Origin of the sequence: Nocardia sp. NPDC087230, assembly GCF_044744725.1 — a bacterium.
Classification (GTDB): domain Bacteria; phylum Actinomycetota; class Actinomycetes; order Mycobacteriales; family Mycobacteriaceae; genus Nocardia; species Nocardia canadensis.
This window is the reverse complement of record NZ_JBIUYV010000003.1, coordinates 263046-286947: the sequence shown is the minus strand read 5'-3', so window position 1 is coordinate 286947 and position 23902 is coordinate 263046. Positions and strand designations below refer to the sequence as shown.

Annotated in this window: 18 protein-coding genes; all 18 read right to left on the bottom strand. The window is 70.9% G+C overall.

The features are described from left to right. Positions 1-12: 12 nt before the first annotated feature. The 18 genes from ACIO52_RS13405 to ACIO52_RS13320 all read right to left on the bottom strand — a co-directional run bounded on the left by ACIO52_RS13405 (position 13) and on the right by ACIO52_RS13320 (position 23824). Positions 13-1680, bottom strand: a complete 1668-nt coding sequence (locus tag ACIO52_RS13405) for a peptidoglycan DD-metalloendopeptidase family protein (RefSeq protein WP_218717192.1) — start codon at positions 1678-1680, stop codon at positions 13-15. Positions 1681-1738: 58 nt separating this feature from the next. Next, complete coding sequence (locus tag ACIO52_RS13400) at positions 1739-2044, bottom strand: transposase (protein WP_255587337.1); 306 nt, start codon at positions 2042-2044, stop codon at positions 1739-1741. Then, positions 2044-4416, bottom strand: coding sequence for a hypothetical protein (locus tag ACIO52_RS13395; protein ID WP_402643896.1), 2373 nt, complete (start codon positions 4414-4416; stop codon positions 2044-2046). Before ACIO52_RS13395 ends, ACIO52_RS13400 begins: the two co-directional genes overlap by 1 nt. Positions 4417-4423: 7 nt before the next feature. After that, positions 4424-5920: an SCO6880 family protein gene (locus tag ACIO52_RS13390; protein ID WP_218722218.1), complete on the bottom strand. Its 1497-nt coding sequence runs from the start codon at positions 5918-5920 to the stop codon at positions 4424-4426. After that, a complete protein-coding gene (locus ACIO52_RS13385) occupies positions 5917-7335 on the bottom strand; it encodes a hypothetical protein (RefSeq protein WP_402643892.1) in 1419 nt (472 codons plus the stop codon). The genes ACIO52_RS13390 and ACIO52_RS13385 overlap by 4 nt, the downstream gene beginning before the upstream one ends. Positions 7336-7424: 89 nt before the next feature. Next, positions 7425-8240, bottom strand: a complete 816-nt coding sequence (locus ACIO52_RS13380; RefSeq protein WP_402643890.1) for a hypothetical protein — start codon at positions 8238-8240, stop codon at positions 7425-7427. Next, the gene (locus ACIO52_RS13375; RefSeq protein ID WP_218716424.1) at positions 8237-8833 is read right to left on the bottom strand and encodes a hypothetical protein; all 597 of its coding nucleotides are present in this window, start codon (positions 8831-8833) and stop codon (positions 8237-8239) included. Before ACIO52_RS13375 ends, ACIO52_RS13380 begins: the two co-directional genes overlap by 4 nt. Positions 8834-8844: 11 nt before the next feature. Then, positions 8845-9099, bottom strand: a complete 255-nt coding sequence (locus ACIO52_RS13370; protein WP_218716423.1) for a hypothetical protein — start codon at positions 9097-9099, stop codon at positions 8845-8847. Then, complete coding sequence (locus tag ACIO52_RS13365) at positions 9096-9392, bottom strand: hypothetical protein (RefSeq protein ID WP_022566424.1); 297 nt, start codon at positions 9390-9392, stop codon at positions 9096-9098. The genes ACIO52_RS13370 and ACIO52_RS13365 overlap by 4 nt, the downstream gene beginning before the upstream one ends. 94 nt (positions 9393-9486) lie before the next feature. Continuing rightward, on the bottom strand, positions 9487-10131 hold the full coding sequence (locus ACIO52_RS13360) for a hypothetical protein (RefSeq protein ID WP_218716422.1): 645 nt from the start codon (positions 10129-10131) through the stop codon (positions 9487-9489). Then, entirely contained in the window at positions 10128-10982 is an 855-nt protein-coding gene (locus ACIO52_RS13355) for a hypothetical protein (RefSeq protein WP_218716421.1), read from the bottom strand. The genes ACIO52_RS13360 and ACIO52_RS13355 overlap by 4 nt, the downstream gene beginning before the upstream one ends. Positions 10983-10994: 12 nt before the next feature. Continuing rightward, entirely contained in the window at positions 10995-12050 is a 1056-nt protein-coding gene (locus ACIO52_RS13350) for a hypothetical protein (protein WP_255586869.1), read from the bottom strand. Positions 12051-12105: 55 nt separating this feature from the next. Continuing rightward, positions 12106-13686, bottom strand: coding sequence for a cutinase family protein (locus ACIO52_RS13345; protein WP_402643884.1), 1581 nt, complete (start codon positions 13684-13686; stop codon positions 12106-12108). A 278-nt stretch (positions 13687-13964) separates the two neighbouring features. Beyond that, positions 13965-16334, bottom strand: coding sequence for a bifunctional (p)ppGpp synthetase/guanosine-3',5'-bis(diphosphate) 3'-pyrophosphohydrolase (locus ACIO52_RS13340; protein ID WP_218716420.1), 2370 nt, complete (start codon positions 16332-16334; stop codon positions 13965-13967). Between the two features lie 162 nt (positions 16335-16496). After that, the gene (locus ACIO52_RS13335) at positions 16497-17507 is read right to left on the bottom strand and encodes an alkaline phosphatase family protein (RefSeq protein ID WP_402643880.1); all 1011 of its coding nucleotides are present in this window, start codon (positions 17505-17507) and stop codon (positions 16497-16499) included. A gap of 128 nt (positions 17508-17635) precedes the next feature. Further along, on the bottom strand, positions 17636-21856 hold the full coding sequence (locus tag ACIO52_RS13330) for a type I polyketide synthase (RefSeq protein ID WP_402643877.1): 4221 nt from the start codon (positions 21854-21856) through the stop codon (positions 17636-17638). Next, positions 21853-22119 carry an acyl carrier protein gene (locus ACIO52_RS13325; protein ID WP_218716417.1) on the bottom strand — a complete coding sequence of 89 codons (267 nt, stop codon included), beginning with the start codon at positions 22117-22119 and terminating at the stop codon, positions 21853-21855. Before ACIO52_RS13325 ends, ACIO52_RS13330 begins: the two co-directional genes overlap by 4 nt. 28 nt (positions 22120-22147) lie before the next feature. Continuing rightward, positions 22148-23824, bottom strand: coding sequence for a fatty acyl-AMP ligase (locus tag ACIO52_RS13320; protein ID WP_342801872.1), 1677 nt, complete (start codon positions 23822-23824; stop codon positions 22148-22150). Positions 23825-23902 lie beyond the last annotated feature (78 nt).

Here is a 23902-nt window from a genome sequence, read left to right as displayed (position 1 = left end):
GGGAACGTGTGGTCACAACACCCTCCTCGCCCGCGCGTCGCCCGGCACGGCCACCTCGGTGACGCCACCGCCGCCACCGCTGCTCGACGGTGGCACCGCCTGGATCATCTGACCGTTGCCCGCGTAGATCCCCACCTTCGACGGGCCCTTCGGCCCGAACCCGCTGAACACCAGATCGCCGACCGCCATCTTGGAGATCGGTACCTCCCGACCGGATTCCCACTGTTGCTCGGCGGTGCGCGGCAGGATGATCGCGCCCGAGGACGCCGCGAACACCGCGGCGGCGGTCAGGCCCGGCGCGTCGAAGCCGCCGCTGCTCGGGCCCTGGACGCCGCCCCCACCCCACACATACGGGGTGCCGAGCCAGTCGTGAGCGGCCTCGACGATCTGCGCGCCACCGGCGCCCTGTTCCGGCGTGAACCGGCCCTGCGCGCCCGGCGCGCGATACTGCGGCTCCATCGACAAGATGTTGGTGACATACGGCTGGGTCTCGGAGTAGTGCGCCGCCACCTGATTGGGCATCCCGCCCGAGGCCAGCACCGCGCCCTCACCGGCGTTGTATCCGGCCAGGGTCAGCGCGGGCAGGTCGCCGGAGACCCTGCCCGCGGCCATCCAGCCCGCGATCTTGTGGGCGATCGCGCACATGTAGCGGGCCTGGCCGATGATCGCGTCACCGTCGTCCCACACGCTGGCCGTGCCGTTGCCGTCGGCGTCGATGACATAGGGTTTGCCGTCGTCGGGATTGATGCTCACCGCGGTGCCGGGCAGGAACTGGGCCAGACCCTGCGCGCCGGCGGGCGAGGTCAGCCCGCGCCGGAAGCCCGACTCCTGCTTGGCCTGCGCGGCCAGCAGCGACGACGAGATCTCCGGGCACACCGTGCCCGCCCTGCGGTACCAGATCTCCAGCTCCGCGGGCACCTTCCCGTCGGCGAGCGCGCCGCCCGCGCTGCCGAAGCCGCGCACACAGTCGGCGTCGGTCGAGAAGGCCCGCGCGCCACCGACATCCGGGGTCGGCGCGCCGTCGAGCCAGGGCATCGGGTCGATCTGGCGGCCACCGGTGAAGCGGCCGCCGGGCACGATCTCGAAATGCAGGTGTGGGCCGCTGGATTCGCCCGCCGAGCCGACCATCCCGATCGGCTGTCCCGCGGTCACGGTCTCGCCGGTGCGCACCTTCACGCCGCGGTCCCACATGTGGCCGTAGACGGCCGAGAAGGCGCGCCCGTTGGTGTCGACGGAATCGACGACGATCCAGTTGCCGAAACCCGACGCGGGACCGGCGGCCACGACCCGGCCGTCGGACACCGAGTAGATGGTGGTGCCGTCGGCGGCGGCCATGTCGATGCCCTTGTGACCGCCACCGCGCGAACCGAACACGTCGGAGATGGTGAAGGTGCCGGTCTCGAGCGGCAGCGTGCGGCGCAGCGGACCGACGCCCGCGGCCAGCGACGGCGTGCCGGTGACCGCCGGGTTCGCCGTCGTGCTGGGCGTGACGGACGCGGCGGCGCGCGAATCACCGACCGACTCGCCACCCAGCGGCGGCAGCGTCGGGGCCGCCGAACCGCTCAGCACGCCGGTGGTCTCGCAGGTCTCGTCTGAGGAGGGCAGCACGATGACCAGCACGAGCGCGATCAGCCCGATGACCGAGCCCAGCGCCGTCATCAGCATCGTGCGGGCGTTCACCGGCCGCCGCCTGGCGTTCCGCGCCGGGCGCCGGGATCCGGGTCCGCCGCGGCGGTGATCACGTGCGGCGCCGGGTTTCGTTGAGCGTGTCGGCGAGCGTGCGGTTCATCTCGGCCGCGGCGGCGAGTTGCTGCTGCAGCAGCGCCACCTTGCGGCGCAGCGCGGTGGCGTCCATCCGCTCCAGGCTCGGGCCCTCGGCCGCGCGCACCCAGTTGCGCACCGAATTGGCGTGCACGCCGATCTGTTCGGCGACGACCCGGCACGCCTCGGACTCGCTGCGCAGCTTGTCGGTCAGCGCGACGACCTGCGCGACCGCGGCATCGCGCACCTCGGGCGAGACCCGGCGGTAGGACCGGTGCGGCATCATTGCGCACCCCCGTCCGCCGACGGGTCAGGTGCGCCGCGTGGGTTGTCGCCGAACTCGCTGAAACGCTGGTTCGTGTCGTGGATACCGCTTTCCTTCTCCGACACCGTGAACTCCATGTGGAAGGGGATACCGGGACGGCGATCCTCACCGATCTTGAGCAGGAACTTGCCGGTACCGGGCGGCGACGGCCGTTGCTGGCCGGGTTTGAGCGCCTCGCCGGTGAGCGCCTGGGGCGCCGACCAACCGGTGACCATCTCCTGTTCGGCGGCGGTGAACGGCACCGTCGAATCGAGCCTGCTGATCTCCTCGGCGGGCAGGGCACCGAAGATCTTGGCGCGGGCGCGTTCCAGGAAGCCGATCGCCTTGGCGATGGCGGCGTCGGAACCGAGCGCCTGCAGGTCCTTGATGGTGTGGCTGATCATGATCAGCGCGGTGGCCAGGCCACGCTGCAGGCGGGTCAGTTCGTCGACCCGGTCGACCATGAAGTCGCCGAGGCCGAGCACCTGCCACAGCTCGTCCATCACGACCTGGAAGTAGCGCTGCGGACCGAGTTTCGCGTCGGCCAGCACGTGCGCGGCCTCGACCGAGGCGAAGCCGTCGGCCCAGCAGGCCAGCATGACCGCGGCCTTGAGCTTCTTGTCGCCGGTGGGGATGTGCGATACGTCGATGCACACCGCGACGGCGCCGGTGTCGATCGGCACCGTGGTCTGGCCGTTGAAGATGGCGCCGAACGGACCCTGGGTGAGCGCGCGCAGCGAGCGCCGCAGGTTCTTGATCGCGTTCTGGTACTCGTCCTCGTTGTCGGCGCCCGCGTCGAGCATGAGTTCGGCACCGCCGCCGACGATCACCTCGAGCAGGTTCTCCATGATCGGCGGCTTGTCGGGGGCGTAGCCGCTGCCCGGCTGGTAGAGGATGCGCAGCGCGGTCGCGATCAGCGTCTCCTCGAAATCGGCCACCCGCGCGCCGCGGACGAGCTCCACCAGGCCCGCGATGAGCGTCACCTGGCGGGCCCGCAGGTCCTGCAGCACTTGGCGTTGCAGCGCGGGGAACTCCTCGAGGCGGGGCACCACCGAGCCGAGCACGCCCGCCGCCAGCGGGTTCAGCTTGCCGTGGCCGTAGCCGAGGTCGATCACCTGGCCGCCGACGAGTTCGACCATCTTGCGGTAGTCGGGCTTCACGTCGGCCAGGATCAGCGGGGTGATGCCCTGAGCGATGCCGCCCAGCACGATCCGGCGCACCAGCGAGGACTTGCCGAAACCGTTGAGGCCGAGCACGAACAGGCTCGGCGCGGTGATGAAGCTGCCGCGCATGAACCAGTTCATCGGGTCGAAGCAGACCGGGGCGCCGGTGTGCAGATGCGAGCCGAGCGGGGTGCCGATCAGCGGCGCGCCCGCGCCCACCGACCACGGCCACAGACCGGCGACCTGCGCGGTGGTGGCCCGGTACTCGACCGGGCGGCCGACCACGTTCATCTTGCCGCCGCCGGGACCGGAATAGCCGCGATCGGTCAATTCCGCGGTGGTGCGGTCGAATCCGTCGCTGACGACGGCCTCGTTGCGCGCCTGCGCGTTGTTGCGGCGCAGGTCGTCGGTGTGGATGCGGAAGGTCGCCCAGGCCGCGCGCAGTCCCGACTGCTCGCGGGCGATCATCTCGTAGCGGGCGCGGGTGGCGTCGTCGAGCAGCGAGGGGCCGGACTGGCCGCGCCGGTCGGGCCGGTTGCGCGACTTCGCCGAACGGCCCGCGCCCATCGCCCGGTCGGCGGCGTCGTCGGGCCGATCGCCTCGCACCGGGCGCGGTGCCTTGGCGAAGGGGCCCGGCTCGGCCGGACGTGGCTTGCGGCGCGGATCCATCGCGCGCTCGTGGTCCAGGCGCGGGCCGTGGTCCTCGGCGCGCAGGCCGCGGTCGATCCGGGCCTTGGCGGCGCGATCGACCTCGGGGCGCTGACCCCGCGGCCTGCGCTCCCCCGCCGCGGACCGCTCACCACGGCCGGCGCGCGGCTCCTCGCGCCTGCCGCGCCCGTCGTCCTCACGCGGCCTGCGGTTCTCACCGGAGCGCGGTCTGCGGTGGTCCTCGTCGTGCGGCGCGCGCTCGGCCGCCGGACGACGCGGCTCGTCCGCGCGCGAGCGGCCACCCGGTTCCCCGGAACGCGGCCTGCCCTCGCGCGGGCGGCGCTCGCGCTCGGTGTGCTCGTCGGGCACGGAGCTACCGCGCGCCGACTCTCGTTCGGCGCGTTCGGTGCGCTCCTCCAGGCCGAGCACCTCGTCGCTCACGCGCGACGCGCTCCCGACCGGTCGTGGTTCGCGCTCCCCGCGGATCCGGGGCGGCCGGTGGACGGGCCGTAGCGCGATGTCGTCGAAGTCGCGTCCCATGATCGCCTCACCCCGCCAATGCCTTCGGAATGGTCGCGTGCTCGGGCAGGATGACGCCACAACCGAGGGAAGCCGCGAACGCCGCGGCCTGATAGCGGTAGCAACGCCGGATCTTGAGCCGGGCCTGCGTCGAGAGGTCGCGGGTGATGGCCTCGATGCGCGGCAGATCACCGCGCAGCGGCTCGGTGATCGTCACCAGCGCGCCGAAGCGGGTCACACCGTGCCCGCGGGCCTGTTCCTCACGAGCCTGCTGGGTCGCACCGACCCGCAGTGTCGCGGCGGCCGAGACGACACCGCGTTCGCTCTGCTGCGCCACGAGCGCGTTCTTGAAGTCGTCGTCGACGATCTCGGCGGCGTCGGCGGCCGAGTGCGGCCGGTAGACGATCGCGATGCGCTTGCGCGGCACTTCGGGATTCGGCGCGAGCAGCCGCTGCAGCACCCGCTCGTCGACCGCGCCCTCGGGCGCCGCGTCCATCTCCCAGGTGACCGAGCGGCCACCGTCGTGGATCAGGTGATCCCATTTCTCGTCGTGCGAGACCGGACCGGCGTCGTCCCAGCCGAGGCCGTGTCCGCCCGGATCGGCGGCGGCGACCTCGAGATCGGCCTGGGCGGCCGGGTCGTAGCTGCGGCGGATGAAGGAGATGACCTCCTCGGCCGACATCGGCTGCGCCCGCACGCCGGCCTCGGCCAGCGCCGCGCAGATGCCGGGCAGCCTGCGCCCGATCTCCACCGCTTCCTCGGCCGGGTTCTTGCGCCGCTCGGCGGTGGTGGCCTTGAAGGTGATCGCCACGCGCGGCAGCAATTGCACCCGCTCCTGCGGCAATTCGGTGGCCAGCTCGTACATCACCTGCTGGGCCAGCTCCGGCGCCTCCGGGCGGGTGATCGTGGAGACCTCGTTGAGCAACCGGTTACCGGTCTCGGGCACGGTGTCGATCACCGGCACCACCGCGACGATGTCGCTGGTCTGGCCGACCGAGGCGAGGAAGGTGCCCCACGCCGCGACCCAGCGGTCGATCACCGGCTGGTCGACCGCCTCGTGACCCTGCGGCCAAGCCCGCAGCACCACGGTGTACTGCGCGAACGCGGGCAGGTGGATCATCCCGAAGTGGTAGCCGCCGGCGTCGATGCCCTCGTAGAGCTTCGACGGCGCGAGCAGCCCCGGCAGCTTGGTGACGCCGCCGGGGATCCGGGAGAACCGGCCGCCGCGATACACGTGCTCGCCGTTCTTGCGCGAGCGCATCCAGTTGAACATCATCAATCCCGTCTCGTAGCCCGAACGGCCCCCCGTCCGCCACACCAGGGGCACCATCACCAGCGCGCCGAGGCCGCCGACGACGAAACCCCATTTGAATCCACCGACCATGGCACTGATCAAGGCGGTGATCACCACGACGAAACCGATCACGGTCTCTTCCCAGCGCAAGCCGAAAAGGCCCGCGCTGCGCGGCTTCTGCCACAGCCCGTACGAGCGCCGCTCGTAGGTGTCGGTCGAGAGGGTGCTCATCGCGGAATCGTGCTCCTGCCGAGGTCGGGTGAACGATTCGCCCAGCGGTCACCGGCGAGGTCGCCGGCCGCCTGGTCGGCGCGCGAGGCGCTGCCCGCCGCCGCGCGTGCGGCGACGACGTTGCGGGCCGCACCCGAGGGCACCGAGCCCGAACTGGGCGTCGCCGCGGCCGCGCCACCGCCGCCGCGTGGTGGCGGTGTCGGCGCGGGGCCGCGCGGGGCCCCGCCGCCGGGGCCCGCCCCGCCGGGCCGCGGACCCGAGCCCGCGCTGCCGAAGTAGCCCGCCGAGCCGGGGGCCGCGGCGGGCCGGGTGGCGACCGCCTTGGTGCCGATCGCGCCGAGCGCCATCGCGCCCACCGCGGTACCACCGGCCACCATCAGACCGGAACCACCGGTGCCGACCGTGGCGACGGCGGGCGCCACCAGGCGCATCAGCGCGGGCAGCACGAACGCGACGCTGCACAGCAGCACCAGCGCGACCAGCATCCGCTGGGCCTGTTCACCTTCCGGCAAACCGCCCGAGGTCGTGGTCTCGTCGACATGTCCCGCGGTGGTGAACGCGATCATGTACACGATCGCCGCCACCGGCTTGAACAGCATGAACGCGATGATCCAGCCGACCAGCTTCTGATACGACTGCTTGCCGGTCCCGGTCGCCGACGCAGCCGCGGCCAGCGGCAGCACGCCGGCGGCGACCACCAGCAGACCCTGCCGCACGATGGCCAGCACGATCTGGGCGAGCGCGCCGAGCAGGCCGACGATCGCGATGATCAGCACCAGACCTGGCGAGAACGCCTGCAACTTCGACGTCTTCACCATCAGCTCGGCCATGTTCTTGGCATTGCCTCCGGTGGCGTCCTGAATGATCCACTCCGAGAACTTGTCCGAGGCCCGGGTGCCCGCGACGATCACCGCGCCGAGCATCCACGAGCTGAACACGACCCGGGCGAACAACCGGAACGACTCGGCGGCCTCGCTCACGGCCGCCCCGCGTCTGGCCTCGGCCAATCGGCCGCCGGTGATGATCACCGACGCGATCAGCAAGAGCATCTGTATCTGATAGGTGTAGTCGTTGATCTTGGTGAACAGCGCGCCGGAGTCGCTCACCGCCTCGTTGGGCACCTTCATCCAGAAGGTCAGCGCCAGGATCAGCGCCTCACCGAGACCCTTCATCAGCGAGTCGACCACCTTGCCGAAGGTGGAGTCCCAGGCCTTGTCCTTGACCGCGGTCGCCGCGTCGCCCGGATGCGAGGCGGCGTTGCCCGCCTTGCACACCGCCGAGGCCGCGTCACCCAGGGAGATCCCGGGGATGGCGACACCGTCGAGCGTGTCGTGCAGTTCGTTACAGGCCTGGTCGAAGCCGTAGGTCTGGCCGTAGGCCACGGTCGGCGTCGCGATCATCACGGTGAAGATCACCGCGAAGATTGTGAGTATTCGCCTCAGCATTGTTGGCACCCCTCGATGGTCCGCAGGGAATCGATCCGGGCTGTGCTGTACACCGATGCTCACCATTTCGTCCACCCCGCCAGCGATTCCACGTATTCCGTCTGGGTGTTGGTCGTCGACGACGGCTTGAGCCGCCAGTCGCCCGCGTCCCACACCACGATCATCCGCATGGCGGCATACAACTGTTTCCCGTCGATCACCGGCCCGCGCGAGGCGAGCCGAACGATCGCCATGTCGTCGGCGTAGTCGTCGATCTTGAACGCGTCCGACGCCACGAAATAGCGGGTCACCTTCTCCGGCTGCTGTTTCGGCAGCCGGTCGCTCGACAGCGCCGAGTCGTAGGCGGCCAGCTGCGCGGTGCTGACCCGCACCTGTGTCACGTACAGCGAACGGTCGGCCGGCCTGGCGTTGAGCCGGTAGGTGATCTGCGCGGCGGCCAGCGCGGCGCCCTGCGGGGTGCGCGCGTAGCCGACGGCCAGACCGTCCTCGATCCGGGCCGGACCGTCAGAGGTGGAGAACGGCACCGACGCGCCGTAGACCCGTTGCCAGCCGTGCGGTTTCGTCGTGCCCTCGGGCGCGGCGGTCAGCCAGTCCGAATCCACCGGCGAGCGTTGCGTCGAGGGGTCCTGCTCGAGCGGCTGGCCTGCCGGATTGTTCGGAACGTCGACCCGCCTGCCGAACAGATCGACCTCGGGATCGGCGAAACCCGTTCCGCCCGCGGCCTGCGCAGGCGGCGGTGCGACGTCGTCCTCGGTCCCGCCACTGCTGGTGAAGTACACGACCGCGCCGACGACCAGGATCAGGGCGAGCAGCGCACCCGAGGCGATCATGCCGAAAGAAGCGCGGTCGCGCGCGCCCGGCTCCTTCACGCTCACTTCGGTGCCTCCAATGTCACGATGTCGGTGGGTAGTTCGTCGATCGCGTCGACGGGTCGGTCGGTGGACTGCGGGTCGGGCAATTGCAGCCGCCAGTCTCCGCCGTACCAGCCGACCGTGGTGTGGTTCACGGCACGTGAGCTGTCCGAATATTCGGTGTAGACATCGACTCGGGACTGTTCGTCACGGTATTCGGTAATTTTGTAGCCCAACAATCTCGGCGCGTACTCCGGCGCGGCGGGTCCGGTGATCGACAACTGCACCCGGTTGATCGCCCACTCGTCGCGGGCCGGACCCGGCACCAGTTCCTGATTCACCACGGTGGCCCACTGGTTGTCGGGCGCCACCGACAACCGGATGGTGTGCGTCAGCGCCGCCAGCCCGGCGCCGCGCGGGGAATGCTCGAAACCCGTGGCGGCGCCCTGGGTCACCGAGCTCGGCCCCTGATCGGACAAGGGCAGGGCGATGCCCTGGTAGTCCTGCCAGCGCACCCCGGTCGGGGCGGCGGACAGATCGGGGCCGGTATCACCGCCGCGGCCGCAGCCCACCGCCGCGGTCAGCAGCGCGATACCGACCGCGACCGGCCGTGTCATGGTGCTCCCCCTCACGCCGGCAGGAACGCCAGCGCGATCGCGGAGGCGGTACTGGCGACCGCGGCACCGAGCAGGCTCATCAGGACACCGTGCGAGGCGTCGTTGACGGCCAGGTCGGAGCGGAACGCGATCCACAGCCGACCTGCCGACAGGATCATCCAGGCCAGGCACGAGAGCAGGACGAACCAGAGCAGCCAGTTGAGCAGCTGCATCATCGGCGCCAGCACGTCGGCCGGGATCTGCTTGTAGGCGAACACGGTGATCACGTACCGATGACCGCGTTCATGATGGTGCCCGCGCTGGTCGCGACGACACCGCCGATCATGGCGCCCGCCACCATCTTCGGCGACTCGAGGCCGCCGCCGGTCCAGCGCTCCCAGGCGAACTTGCCGCCGGCGTAGGTGATACCGCAGATGCCCGACAGCAGCACGAACCAGGTGAGATACCGCACCAGCTGCAGGATCTTCTCCGAGCCGGGAGGAGCTTCCGGTGTCGGATTACCCACCTGGGCCAGGACGGTGCCGTACGTGTCCTGCACGGCGAGGAGGATCATGCTCATCGGGTGCCTTTCTCCCACTGTAAAGGTGTTGTGCCACAAACACTTCGACGCCGACACACGTTTGTACACCACCGGCGGCCGGCTTGCCCGGCGATCATGATCGACGCTCCCCCGGTGTGGGATCGTCGATGCTCGCCCGGATCGCGGCGATCAGATCGGTCCCGAGCTCACCGATCTCGGCCGGTACCTCGTCGAGCGGATCGGCCCGGCGTTTCCTGGGCGCGATCTCGTCCCCGGGCGACCACACCGGCAGCGCCTCGGACTCGACGAGCGTCCATTCCTCGATCCACGGCACCTGCCAGACGTGCCCGGCCAGCGAGCCGACCACGTCGCGGTAGCGCCGGATCTCCGGCGGCACCCGGCCGGGGCGGGCCGCGACCGTGATCAGGCCGAGCACCAGCGCCGGACCGGCCAGCAACGCGTGGTGCTGGCGCAGCAGGTCGTGCGCGCGGGTGAGGCCGGAGATGGTCTCACGCGCGACGAGGACGACGTAGGGGGATTCGCGCTCGAACACACCGGGCCACTTGCCCCGGGCATCGGCGGCGGGCGCGAGCACATGCGCGAGCGTGGTGGCACCGGAGCCACCGTGGACGCCGAGCAGCCACACCAGTGGCGCGCGGCCGACCCCGGGTACCGGACGCTCCCAGATCGGCGCGCGCAGCGATTCGGGCGGTGCGACGACGCCGACGCCGGCGGGCGTCGGTTCACGACGACGACGAAGATTCATAGCGGCCGTCATGATGCCACCCCGGCGAGCAACCGCCCATATGCCGCACGCGTCGGCTCGGCCAGCTCGCTGTGCCGAACCAGCTCACCGCGGGCCAGATGCGGGTCGTACGGAATCTCGACGACCTCGCGCACCCAGCCGGACAGATGCTCGCGCAAATGCTCGGCTACGCGCGAGTCGTCGTGCGAATACTGGTGGGAGACAACGATGGTCGTGTCCGCCACGACTCCGGCGCCGTCGTCGCCGTAGTGGTCGTCGAGCCATTCCAGCGTCACCCGCAGGCGGTTGGCCGCGTCGACGCGGGCCGGAATGGTCAGGACCAGTGCGATATCGGCGTCGTCGAGCAGCGGGCGCAGTTGCCGACCGGCAATCGGGCTGCCGCCGTCGTAGACCGCGGTGTACCCGCCGGTGGTCAAAGCCCTGGCGACAGTGAGATATGTCGCGCGCCGGCGCAGCGGCGTCGCGTCGCGCCAGAGCAGCCCGAAGCCGGAGGTGGAGCGGGACAGGCAGTCCTCGATCGGGGCGGGTTCGTCGTCGCCGCGGCCGTACACCCACGACTGCAGATTCACCGGGTGCAGGTGCTTGTCGGCGCCGCGCAAGGCGAGATCGCTGCCCGCGGCGGTTGCGTCGACCGCCACCGTGGCCGCGCCCTCGGTGACCAGTTCGGCGGCCAGGCCGAGCGTGGTCGTGGTGGTGCCCGCGCCGCCGCAGCCGCCCACGACAAGGATCGGTCTGCGAGCGCCCTCGGAACGTTCGCCGGTCTTGCGCCGCAACCGCACCACCGGAGCCGGGTCACGCGCCGCGTCACCCGACGGCTCCCCCTCGGGGGCGTCGTCGAGCCATCGGCTCCAGTCGTCTGTCATCGCCTCTGCTCCTTACCCTGCCGCGATGCCCGTGATGAGCGTGCGATCGCCGACCAGCGCTGTGCGCACCGACTGCTTGGTGTAGGTGGCCGGTGCGCCCGCGGGCCGGAACTCGGTGACCTCCACCGTGTACCGGTCGGCGGCGACGGTGGTGATCCGCACACAGTGGGTGGTCCCCACCGGGATGGAGTCGATGCCGCGCTGGATCACGGCGGCCGGCGAGACATCGGCGTCCGGGGTCACGACCGCGCGGGCCTGCTCCCCCGATCGGTTGACGTAGTAGGCGTATTGGAAGGCCAGCACGGCGTCGGGGCCGGAGTCGGTGCCCCCGGCCTCGGCACTGCGCACCACGGCGCCGGTGCGTTCGGTCGGGCACGGACCCGGCGCCTCGGCGGTCAGGTTGCCCGCCGTGAAGTGCAGCGGCGGCGCGGCGTGCTTGGCGGTGTCGCCCCCGCGGCCGAACAGCAGGAAGAACACACCGGTGGCGGCGAGGACGAGCACCAGCACCGAGACGGCGAGCACGATCCAGGTGCGATTGCGGTTGCGGGCGCGCAGCGCGCCGGAGGGCTCGAGTACGCGCGCCTCGTCGTACTCGTCGTCGGCGGCGTCGGTCCAGGGGAACTGGACCAGTTCCGCGTCGTACTCGTCGTCGGGGCCCGGTGCGGGTTCGGCGACCCAGTCCGACCAGCCACCGGTGAATTCGCTGCGCCGCGCGGCCAGTTCGGCGGGCGGTGCGGGCGCGGGCTCCGGTGCGACGTCGACCGGGTACGGCGGCGCCGGATGGACCGGGCGGTCGTAGTCGCCGGCGACACCGTAGTAGGCGTCGCGGTGTTCGTCCCCGGGCGTCCGGTTCGGCGCGTCCGCCGCCGTGGTGGCCGGCACGGGCCCGGTGGGCTCGGCTGCCGGTGCGGCGGACGGGGCGCGCTCGGGGCGCTGCGAATATCGGGCGGGACCGTCGTCCTCGCCCGCCGCCGGGTCGGCGGTGTCCTGGCGCGCAGGGTCGGCTGCCTCGGTCTCCGGTTCGAGCGCCGAGTACCAGCGCGACAGTTCGTTGTACGACTTCAACATTCCCCCCTTTCCGCGGCGCCGGGCACAAGGATTCGCATTGCAGACCTCTCGGTGATCAGTTCACAGAGAACGGACGGGTGGTGGGAGCGGTGGTTCCGGGTAACGCGGCAGGCGGAGTCGTCGCGCCGCCGGATGAGGCGCCATCGGCTCCTGTCCCGAACGGAAATTGTCCCCCACCGGAAGGTGTGGGTGTCGTAGACGCGCCGGTCGGGCTGGTGAAGATTCCGGCACTGCGTTTGTCCGATCCGCCGACCGGGACCGCACCCTGTCCCGAGGCGCTCGCCGCGTCCCGCGCGACGGCGGCGAACCAGTCCGCGACGTACTGGGTCGGGGTCGCGCCCTGCGCGCCGACGCCCATGCGCGAGTACGCGTCGTGGCGCTGGGTGGTGTCCCAGTAGCGCACCCAGGTGGTCACGTCGAGCAGCTCGGCGTTGTCGGTGATGTTCTGCTGGACGGCCGTATAAGCCTCGTTGACCAGCCGGATCCCGGTGGTCGGGGGCACGAGCTGGGGCACCGCGCCGACGAGCTTGGTGCCGAGCAGGGTGAGCCCGGCCAGCGGATTGGACAGTGTCGCGGTGGCCAATTCGGCGATGCTCGCCGGATTGAGCACGGTCTTCACCACGGTGACGACGGCGTTGAGCCCGATCATCCCGACCTTCAGCAGCGCCTGGTAGGCGGCGTTCACGTCGAGCTGACCGCGCGGGTCGGAGGCGTCGGCGATGCGCTGGGAGATCGTCTTCTTCGGCGAGAGCGAGACATCCGCGAGCGTGCTGCCGGAAATATCCTCGTCGACCACCGTCGAGGCCGTCTTGATGGAGGTGAAGGCCAGCGCCTGCGCGATCGAGACCAGCGAGCCGATCGGGTCGCCACCGGACAGTTTCACCTGGCTGACCAGATTGGCCACCGCCCGCAGCAGTGGGGCGCCCTGCGGCGCGTCGCAGGCGAGATCACCTGTCGCGCAGAAGCTCGCGACACGCCCGGTGAGCTTACCGAAATCGGCGGGCTGGGTGTCGCTCGCGCCGAGCCCACCGCCGGGCGCGGGGGCCTGGCGTACCGCGGCCACGGCGTCGAGGGATTCCCCGGAGGTACCGGGTGCCGCGATCGGTGTCGTGCGGTCGGGCGCGCCGGGAAACACCGGGGCGTTCGCGCCGCGGGTCGGGTCGGCGAACAACGCGACCGCGGCGACCTTGTCGGCGGATATCTTCCCGGTGCCCGCGCCCACTTCCTGGGCGAACAACGAGGCCACGTGGGCGCCTTGCGAATACCCGACCACCGCGATGCGCGAGTCCGGGCAGCGCTGCACGACCTGGGCGGCCATCGATCGCAGCCGCTCCAGTCCACCGTCGACCGATTGCGTGTAGGGCACCGCCCCACCCGGTACCGCGCCGCCGAATCCGGCCTCGTACGGGACGTACGCGCGATCGACCAGCCCCGGCTCAGCAGCCTTGGCGAACATCGGCCGGAAGACCGTCGACAGCATGCCGGTGTCGGTACTCGGGGCGGCGTCCGGTGACGATTCTCCTGTGCCCTGAATCCCCAAGGCGTACAGTGCCGGACACGCCGAGATCGACACCTGGGTGGACGGAGCACCGGGCGCGGCCTCGTCCGCGGTGGCCGCGCCTGCCGATACCGTCACCGAAGCGACGGTGAACGCGATGATCGTCCCCGTGAGTCGTGTCGTGCACCGAGCCATATCGATCCGCATCACAGTCCGTTTCGGCTGACCAGTGGAGCGTTGAAACGCAGTAAACCGTAACAGATTCCGGGACCCCGAACCCCTGCCCAAAATGGCCCTTTCACTGCCTCCGGCAAACCCCGTTGTCCCAGCAATCTTCTGGCGATCTACCAGCTGTGTTCCCGCAGACAGCGGCCCGGGCACCCTCGCGAACGAGAGTGCCCGGGCCGGGGTTCGGGTCAGGCCGCGGAGGTCACCCGGTAGACGTCGTAGACGCCTTCGACATTGCGCACGACATTGAGCAGATGACCCAGGTGCTTCGGGTCGCCCATCTCGAAGGTGAACTTGCTGATCGCGACGCGGTCGCCGTGCGTGGCCACCGAGGCGGACAGGATGTTGACCTTCTCGTCGGCCAGCACCTTGGTGACGTCGGAGAGCAGCCGGGTGCGATCGAGCGCCTCGATCTGGATGGCGACGAGGAACACCGACGACGGCGACGGCGCCCACTCGACCTCGATGATGCGCTCCGACTGTTCCTGCAACGATCCGGCATTGGTGCAGTCGGTCCGGTGCACGCTCACCGCGCCACCGCGGGTCACGAAGCCCATGATCTCGTCGCCCGGCACCGGCGTGCAGCACTTGGCCAGCTTGGCCACCGTGCCCGGCGCGCCGGGGATGAGCACGCCGGCGTCTCCGGTGACCCGCTGACGGCTGGGCGTCGTCGACGGCGTCGACCGTTCGGCCAGCTCGTTCTCGACGTCACCGATGCCGCCGAGCTGGGCCATCAGCCGCTGCACGACGTGGTGCGCCGAGACCTGGTGCTCGCCGACGGCGGTGTAGAGCGCGGAGATGTCGGAGTAGTGCAGTTCGTGCGCGACCGCGGTCATCGCGTCCACGCTCATCAGCCGCTGCAGCGGCAGCCCGACCCGGCGGACCTCCTTGGAGATCTGTTCCTTGCCGCTGTCGAGGGCTTCCTCGCGACGTTCCTTGGCAAACCATTGGCGAATCTTGGCCTTCGCGCGTGGCGAGACGACGAAGTTCTGCCAGTCCCGGCTCGGGCCCGCGTTCTGCGCCTTGGAGGTGAACACCTCCACGACCTCACCGTTCTCGAGCTGGCGTTCCAGCGCGACGAGGCGTCCGTTGACCCTGGCGCCGATGCACTTGTGCCCGACCTCGGTGTGCACGGCGTAGGCGAAGTCGACCGGGGTCGACTTCTGCGGCAGCGTGATCACATCGCCCTTGGGGGTGAACACGAAGATCTCCGGCGACTTCAGGTCGAAGCGCAGGGATTCGAGGAACTCGGCGGGGTCGGCGGCCTCTCGCTGCCAGTCCAGCAGCTGGCGCATCCACGCCATGTCGTCGACCTCGGCGGCGTCACCGGAGTGCTTGCCCTTGGTCTCCTTGTAGCGCCAGTGCGCGGCAATGCCGAACTCGGCCGTGCGGTGCATGTCGTGGGTGCGGATCTGCACTTCCAGCGGCTTGCCGTCGGGGCCGACGACGGTGGTGTGCAGCGACTGGTAGACGCCGTAGCGCGGCTGGGCGATGTAGTCCTTGAACCGGCCCGCCATGGGCTGCCACAGTGAGTGCACCACGCCGACCGCGGCGTAGCAGTCACGGACCTCGTCGCACAGGATGCGCATGCCGACCAGGTCGTGGATGTCGTCGAAGTCCTTTCCCTTGACGATCATCTTCTGATAGATCGACCAGTAGTGCTTGGGGCGGCCTTCCACGACGGCGTTGATCCGCGACGCGGCCAGGGTGTTGATGATCTCGGCGCGCACCTTCTGCAGGTAGGTGTCGCGCGAGGGCGCGCGGTCGGCGACCAGGCGCACGATCTCGTCGTACTTCTTGGGGTGCAGGATCGCGAAGGCGAGGTCCTCGAGCTCCCATTTGACGGTGGCCATGCCGAGGCGGTGCGCCAGCGGCGCGATCACCTCGAGGGTCTCCTTGGCCTTCTTGGCCTGCTTCTCCGGCGGCAGGAAGCGCATGGTGCGCATGTTGTGCAGCCGGTCGGCGACCTTGATCACCAGCACGCGAGGGTCGCGGGCCATGGCGATGATCATCTTGCGGATGGTCTCGGCCTCGGCCGCCGCGCCGAGGTTGACCTTGTCGAGCTTGGTGACGCCGTCGACGAGGTGGGCGACCTCCTGCCCGAATTCCTCCTTGAGCTGCTCGAGCGAGTAGCCGGTGTCCTCGACGGTGTCGTGCAGCAGCGCCGCGACCAGCGTCGTGGTGTCCATGCCGAGTTCGGCGAGGATGTTGGCGACCGCCAGCGGGTGGGTGATGTAGGGATCACCGGACTTGCGGAACTGCTTGGCATGCCGCTCGTCGGCGACGTCGAAGGCGCGCTGCAGCAGCGCGAGGTTGGCCTTCGGGTACAGCTCCCGGTGGACGGTGGCCAGCGGTTCCAGCACCGGCTTGACCGCCGCGATGCCGCGCTGGCCGGTCATCCGGCGCGCGAGCCTGGCCCGCACCCGCCGTGAGGCCGAGCTGGGCACGGAGGCGGTCGGTGACTGTTTGGCCGGTTCGGGGGTCGCCGGGGCACCGTCGTTCCGCGGGGCGCCGGTGGACTCCTGCCCAACCTTCGCCTCGCCGAGTTGTCGAGTCATGCCACCGCCTCTCACGCTGCATTCGGACCTGTCGGCCGAGTGCTGCAACCGCCCGGACCACCAACTTTAGTCCCCACACCGACCTGGTGTTCGATTCCCTGCGGTCACAGGCGTGCGACGGTCGCGACTCGGCCCGAAAACCGGCCTCGACCTGCGGATCGTTCAGCGTTCGTCGACCGGGGGCCGCGGGGTCCGCACACTGCGGCCGTCGAGCCTGCCCGGCGGGGCGCCGAGCAGGTCGAGCACGGTCGGGGTGACGTCGACCAGGGTGTACGCGCTGGTCGCGGTGCCCGCGGCGAAGTCGGGGCCGCGCGCGATGACGAAGTTGGCGGTCTCGTCCGGGGTCTGGCCGCCGTGTCCACCGGCCGGGCGGTGCCCGTGATCGGTCGTCACCAGGACGGTCCACCGCTCGCGCGGGTGGCCGGCGGCGCGGCGGTCGACGGCGGCGACGATCTGCCCGATCAGGGCGTCGACCCGCCGGATCGCCGCCAGATAGGCGCGGGAGGCGCCGCCGTGCCGATGGCCTGCCAGGTCGATCTGGTCGAGATGGGTGACGACCAGATCGGGCCCGGTGCGCTCGATCGTGTGCGCCACCTCGGTGGCGGTGCCCGCGTCGGTGGCCGACTCGTCGACGTCGCGCGGATCGGGGGCGGTGGTCAGCGCGAGGTCGGCGCGCCGGTCGCCGCTGCGCGCGATGGTGGCGATCTGGTCCCAGGTGCCGATCGAGACGGTGTGCCGAGCGGGGTCGGCCCGTTCGATCCGGGTGAACACGCTGGGATGGGCCAGGAACGGGCCCGTGTCGAAGCCGTTGTCGGTGATGCCGTGCTCGGTGTCCCACACGCCGGTCAGCGCGCTCGCCCACGACGGCCCGGAGACGGTGATGTGCCCGGCGATGCTGCCGCGCGAGAGCAGTCCCTGGGCGGCGAGGTGACGCAGGCGTGGCGCCTGCACGTCGTCGGCCTTGTCGAACAGCAGCCCGTCGATCCCGATCACCACGACCTTCGCGACGGGTCCGCCGGGGCGCGGAACACCGAACGCGGCCGTCGCGTCGACGGCGGGAACGGGCCTGTCGAAGTAGGTGTCGGAGCCCGCGGCCGAGCACAGCACCGGAAGGGTCAGCAGGGCGGTGGCCAGCGCGACGAACACCCGCGCCGGAGCCGACATCTCGCGCATGTCCTCACGATGCGGCAGCGCGGACGGCCCGGCGAGGGCGGCACGGCGGTGTTCATCGACGTTTCACCGCCGCCGCGCGTCCCGGTCGCCCCGCTGAACGAGAGGCCAACAGTGCCTTGCCGCTTCACCTAGGCCGACGCGGCGAGCTCCTCGGTGAGCACGGCGACGGTCTCGCGGATCTGGTCCTCGGTATGACAGGCGGTGACGAAGAACCGCAGCCGCGCGAGGTCCTCGGGGACCGCCGGGTAGATGATCGGATTGACGTTGATCCCCCGGCGCAGCAGCGTGTTCGACAGCCGCAGCGTCCGGAGGGAATCGCCCACGATGCACGGGATGATAGGGGTGTCGGCGCTGTCACCGGTGTCGATCCCGGCCGCGCGGGCCAGCTCCAGGAACAGCCGCGCGTTGTGCCGCAACCGCGCCAGCGGGGCGGGGTCGGCGCGCAGTTGCCGGATCGCCTCGGCCGAGGCGGCGGCGTTCATCGGCGTCATGCCGACGCTGTAGACGAACCCGGGTGTCGTGTACTTGAGGAAGCGGATCAGCTCGGCGCTGCCCGCCACATATCCCCCGCATCCGGCGAGCGCCTTGGACATGGTCCCGGACCACAGTTCGACATCGCTCCGATCGACGCCGAAGTGTTCGCCGATGCCGCCGCCGTGCGCGCCGAGCACACCGATGCTGTGCGCCTCGTCGATCATCAGCAGCGCCCGGTGCCGCTTCTTGATCTCGATGATCGCGGGCAGGTCGGGGATGTCGCCGTCCTGGCTGTAGACGCCCTCGATCAGGATCAGCACCCGGCGGTAGCGGGGCCGCAGTTCGCCGAGCAGCCGGTCCAGGGCCGCGTGGTCGTTGTGCGGGAACGGCCGTCGCGTCGCGCCCGACAGCACGCACCCCTGCAGGATGCTGTCGTGGGCGAGGCTGTCGTGGATCACCAGGTCCTCGGGCCCGACCAGGTGCCCGATGATGGTGACATTGGTGGAGTGGCCGCCGACCAGCGCGATCGCGTCCTCGGTGCCGAGCAGCCCCGCGAGTTCGGCCTCCAGTTCCCGGTGCACCGGCTTCTCGCCGGAGAGCACCCGGCTGGCCGAGCAGGAGCTGCCGTACCGGGCGACGGCGTCCTGGACGGCCGCGACCACCGCCGGATGACCGGACAGCCCGAGGTAGTTGTAGCTGGAGAAGTTGAGCACCGGGACACCGTCGATCACCGAGGTGTCGCGGGTGACACCGTCGTTGACCAGGAAATACGGATTGTCCAGGCCCAGCGCCGCCGCCCCGGTCATCCGGTCCTCGATCGCCCGCACCTCCGGGAAGTCCGCGATCCGGTACTCCGCGTCGACCGTCACCGGCGCCGGTTCGGGCACCACCGGGGTGAGCCCGGGCCCACCGGCCACCTGACCGGTGACGTACCCGACCACATCACCGACGGTGGTGGCGGCGCTCGGCCACGACGGGTCCACCTGCAGCCCCGGCAGCTTGCGCATCAATCCACCGAACAGGTCCGACAGCATCATCGAGTCGAATCCGAGTTCGCCGGTGAGGGTTTCGCTGTCGCGCAGCCGGTCGACCGCGAATCCGCTGACCCGCCCGCACTCGGCCCGCACGACGTCGGCGACCGCGTTCGGATCGACCGCGGCCGCGCCGGGCCCCGCCGACGGCGGCGCGACGGTCGCCGTGGCGCCCGGCGCCATCCGCGCGAGCAGCGCGTTCTGTTCGCGGAAGAGCGCGATCATCTGGTCCATGGTGGTGTCCTCCGCCGACGGGGCAGGTGGGGTGAGGGTGGTCGGTTCGATCCAGAAGCGGTGCTCGGTGGAGAAGTCGTAGACCGGCAGCCGACGACGGACGCGCTGCGCGGGCTCGTAGAGGTGGTCCCAGTCGGGTTCGAGGCCGTCGCGATACAGCGCGGCGACGGTCTCGGCGAGTTCGCGCCCGGTCGCGCCGGGGCCGGGACTCGGCGCCAGGCACCGCGGCAGCAGGTCGGGCCGCGCCCGGCCGACCAGTGGACTCAGCATGTGGCGCGGGCCGATCTCCACGACGTGGGTGGGATCGGTGTCGAGCGCCGCCGTCAGCGCGTCGCCGAAAAGGACGGTGGCGCCGATGTGTTCGGTCCAGTAGTCGGCATCCATCGTCTCGGTCGGCGCGAGCAGCCTGCCGCGCACGGTCGAATAGATCGGCAGGGTCGGCACCCGATAGGCGCAGTCGCGGGCGACGGCCGCGAACTCCGCGCACATCGGTGCCATGAGCGGACTGTGGAAGGCGTGCGACACGGTCAGCGGCTTGGCGACGATCCCCCGCTCGGCGAGGACGGCCCGGATCCGGCCCAGCGCGGTGGCGTCGCCGGAGAGCACCAGATCGCTGGGCCCGTTGACCGCGCCAACGGCGACCGCGGGTGCGGCCGCGAGCAGCTCGGCGACCTGCTCGCGCGTCGCCCGGACCGCGAGCATCGCACCGCCCTCGGGCAGTCGCTGCATCAGCCTGCCGCGCGCGACGACGAGCCGACAGGCGTCCTCGAGGTTCATCACCCCCGCTACCGCGGCGGCCGTGAACTCCCCGATGCTGTGTCCGAGCACCCAGGCCGGGCGGACGCCGGCGTCGGCGAGCGCTTGCGCCAGTGCGTATTCCATGGCGAAGATCGCCGGTTGCGCGAGCTCGGTGCGATCGATGTCGACGGTGTCGTCGAGCAGCAGTTCCCGGACCGAGACGCCCAGGTGCGCGGCCATCGCGGCGTCGACGGTCCCCAGTGCCCGCCGCAGCGACGGGCTCGCCGCCGCGGCGGCCCTGGCCATTCCGGCGAATTGCGACCCCTGCCCGGTGAACAGCCAGCCGACCCGCACCGGTCCCGCGACCCCGGATTCCGCTCCGACTCGCAGGCGGGCGATCGCTTCGGCCGGATCGTCCGCCACGATCGCGAGCCGGTGCCGCCCCGACGATTTCACGCGATTGCTCGTCCAGCACACCTGCGCGAACCGGTCCGCGGGCACCGCCGCCAGCGCATCCGCCAGCCGAGACGCGTTGCGTTCCAGCCCTGTCGCGTTGTCCGCCGACACCGTGAGCACACCGCCGCCGCTCGCGGGCACGGACTCCTCGACCGGCGCACCGGCCAGCACGAGGTGGGCGTTGGTGCCACCGATGCCGAAGCCGCTGACCCCGGCCAGCGCCGGTCCGGTCAGCGGCATCGGTTCGGCGAGCAGGCGCAACCCGTGCCGTTCCAGCTGCAGTCGCGGATTCTCCTGCTCGGCGAACCGGGTCGGCGCGACGACACCGTGGTGCAGGCTCAGCGCGACCTTGATGAGCCCGGCGACTCCGGCCGCGCCCTCGGTATGGCCGAGATTGCCTTTGATGGACCCGATTCCGCAGGGCCGCGCGCGATCGCGCCCGTGCAGCCCGCCCAGCGCCTTGACCTCGATCATGTCGCCGAGCACCGTCCCGGTGCCGTGCGCCTCGATGAAGTCGACCGCCCCGGCCTCGATCCCGGCCCGGCGGCAGGCCTCGGCGATCACGTGCTGCTGGGCCCACCGGTTCGGCGCGCTGATGCCGTTGCTGCGCCCGTCGGAGTTCACCGCGCTGCCCTTGATCACCGCGTAGATCGGCAGTCCCGCGGCCTGCGCGTCGGCGAGGCGGCGCAGCACGAGCACCGCGACGCCCTCGCCGCGGACGATCCCGTCGGCGTTGCCGCTGAACGGTTTACAGCGCGCGTCGGGTGCCGAGAGCCCCGCCTGGGTGTAGAACACCCCGACCGCCGGCGTGAGGACCAGGTTCACACCACCGGCGACGGCCTGCTCGCAGTCACCGGAAGCCAGTGCGGCACAGGCGAGATGAACCGCGACCAGTGAGGACGAGCACGCGGTGTCGACCGCCAGGCTCGGGCCGCGCAGGTCGAGCTGGTAGGACAGCCGGTTGGCGGTCATGAAGTAGCCGTTGCCCGAGCCGTGCTGCGGAGTGATCGCGGCGTAGTCCGCCATCTGCAGATTGGCCCATTCGTTGGCCATCACCCCGATGTACACGCCCGTGCGCGACCCGGCCTGTTCCCGGGGATCGACGGTCGCGTCCTCGAAGGCGCGCCAGGTGGCCTGCAACAGCAGCCGCTGCTGCGGGTCCATCGTCTCCGCCTCGTGCGGGGTGATCCCGAAGAACTCGTGGTCGAAGGCGTCGGCGTCGTCGATGAATCCGCCGCTGTGGGTGTTGATGGTGCCGGGTCCGCCCGCCGGGTCGTGGAAGTCCTCGGCGTGCCAGCGATTCGCCGGGACCGCCGAGATGGCGTCGCGACCGTCGAGCAGCAGCTGCCACAGTGCCGCCGGATCAGCCGCCTGCGGAAAGCGGCAATCCAGCCCGACGATCGCGATGTCGCTCATGCCGCGTCAGCGAACTCGTCGGCGAGGTAGCCCGCGATCGCGGCGATGGTCGGGTAGTCGAAGACCAGCGTCGGATCGATCTCGAGGTTCCAGCGGTCCTCGATCTCCCCGCACAGCGAGACGGCGGAGACGGAGTCCATGCCGAGTTCGGCCAGCGGGATCGACGGATCCACCTGGTGCGTGGCTCGATCGGTGTAGTCGGCGACGCGCTCGACGAGCCAGTCCTGGATACCGGTCGACGGGTGGGCGGTGGTGGTGAACATGGTCGGCTCCTGGCTGTGGTCGGGTCGATCAGGCGGTCAGCGCGCGGTCGAGCGCCGGTTCGAGGTCCTCGTGCAGTACCCGTTCGAGGCGATCGGCGAGAAACGCCTCGCGCATCGAGCCGCGCTGGATCTTGCCGCTGGTGGTGCGATGCACCGACCGTGCGGAGCGGGCCGCGACGAGCACCACATTCGGCGCGGGCACCTCGAATCCGCGCGCCACCGCGATTTTCATCGCGGAGGTCAGCCCGGCCAGGGTGTCGTCACCGAGCAGTTCCGGCCGCACACCCTGGATCACCACCAGTCGTTCCCGGCCGAGGACATCGACCGAGACGACCGCCCCCGCGTTGCCCGCGAGCGCGGGGTGCAGCTGCTGCACGAGCTCCTCGACGTCGGCCGGGTGGACGTTGCGGCCGTTGACGATCAGCAGGTCCTTGAGCCGGCCCGCGACGAACAGGTCACCGTCGTGGAGCAAGCCCAGATCGCCGGTCCGCAGGAACGGTCCCTCGGTGCCGAGATGGGCGTCGAAGACCTCGCGGGTCTCGGCGGGCCGGTTCCAGTACCCGGCCGCGACGCTGTCGCCGCGCACCCAGATCTCCCCGGTGGCCCCGTCGGGCAGCTCCGTGCGGGTCGCGGGGTCGACGATGCGGATCTCGAGGCCGTCGGCCGCGCGACCGCAGCCGACCAGCGGGGCATCGCCCGGCCGGTCGTAGTACACCGGTGCCGCGTCCATCGCCGCGGCGCTGGCCAGCAGGGTCACCTCGGCCAGCCCGTAGGCGGGCAGGAACGCGGTGGGGCGCAGTCCGGCGGGCGCGAACCGTTCCAGCACCGCCTCGATGGTGCGGGCCCGCACCGGCTCGGCGCCGCTGAGGGCGGCACGGAGGCTGCTCAGGTCGAGCTCGGCGAGCTGCTCGTCGGTGACCCGGCGCAGGATCAGGTCGTAGGCGAAGTTGGGGGCGGCGGTGTAGCTCGCCCGGTACCGGTCGATGGCCTGCAGCCAGCGAACCGGACGCTTGATGAACGTCGTCGGCGCCATGAACACCAGGTTCGAGCCCACGTAGGCGGCGCCGAGCAACATGCCGATCAGACCCATGTCGTGGAACTGCGGGATCCAGCTCACCCCGGTCGACCCCTCGGTCATCCCGCCCGCGACGATCGCGGCCTCGTTGTGCAGCAGATTGCGGTGGGTGACGACGACGCCCTTGGGCGTGCCCGTCGAGCCCGAGGTGTACTGCAGGAAGGCGATCGTGCCCAGGTCGATGTCGGGCAGCTGCCAGGCGTCGGCGTCGCCGAGCGGCTGGTCGGTCGCGACGACGGTCGCGGTGGTGGTGGACGCGACGAGCGCGGCGAAGTCGGCGGTGGTGAGCACGAGCTGGGCGCCGGAGTCGGCGACGACGCCGCGCACCCGCTGCGCGGCCCGGTCCTCGTGCGGCAGCGGTGCCGGGACGGCGACGACACCGGCGTACAGGCAGCCGAGGAACGCGCGCAGGAACGCCATCCCGTCGAGGTAGAGCAACACCACCGGCCGCGCCGACTCCGGCTGCTCGGACAACCACTGGGCAAACGCGCGGGCATCGCGGTCGAGCTCGCCGAAGGTCACGACCTCCTCGACCAGGTCCCGACCGGATTCCCGCAGGTAGATGTAGGAACGGGTGTCCGCGTACCGGGAGAACTGCTGCCTGACGTGGTGCACGTAGCTCGACTGCATGTCGTGGTTCCTTCGGGAGGGTCGGGGGCGTAGTTACTACTCTGCGCTCCTGCACCGCGCACCGGAAGAGACCTCAGG